Genomic DNA, 296 nt, shown 5'->3' on the forward strand with positions numbered 1-296 from the left:
TCTTCGTCTCCACGCTCGACGATCATCGCCACCGGGGTGTACTCGAAGATGCGGTCCAGGACCATCAGGTCGTTGTTGGCATCGCCTTTGGCGACCTGGTTTTTCAGCAGCATGCGCTCGGCGAAGAAAGCATCAGCCTTGCGTGCTGCCACCAGTTTGGCGCCTTCGTCGGTGTTGGCGACGGTCACCAGGGAAGCGATCACGCCGAGCATGCGCATCCGTTCGCGAATCCAGTCCTCGGTCACGCCGCCCTCGATGGTGGCGTAGGTCTGGTTGGACAGGCCTCGGTTGATCGT

1 pseudogene is annotated in these 296 nt (G+C 61.5%); it reads right to left on the reverse strand.

Annotated elements, in window-relative coordinates:
• Positions 1 to 296: pseudogene (locus tag NL64_RS29105) on the reverse strand (transporter substrate-binding domain-containing protein); the annotation flags it as partial.

This window comes from Pseudomonas fluorescens, from assembly GCF_000802965.1.
Classification (GTDB): domain Bacteria; phylum Pseudomonadota; class Gammaproteobacteria; order Pseudomonadales; family Pseudomonadaceae; genus Aquipseudomonas; species Aquipseudomonas fluorescens_A.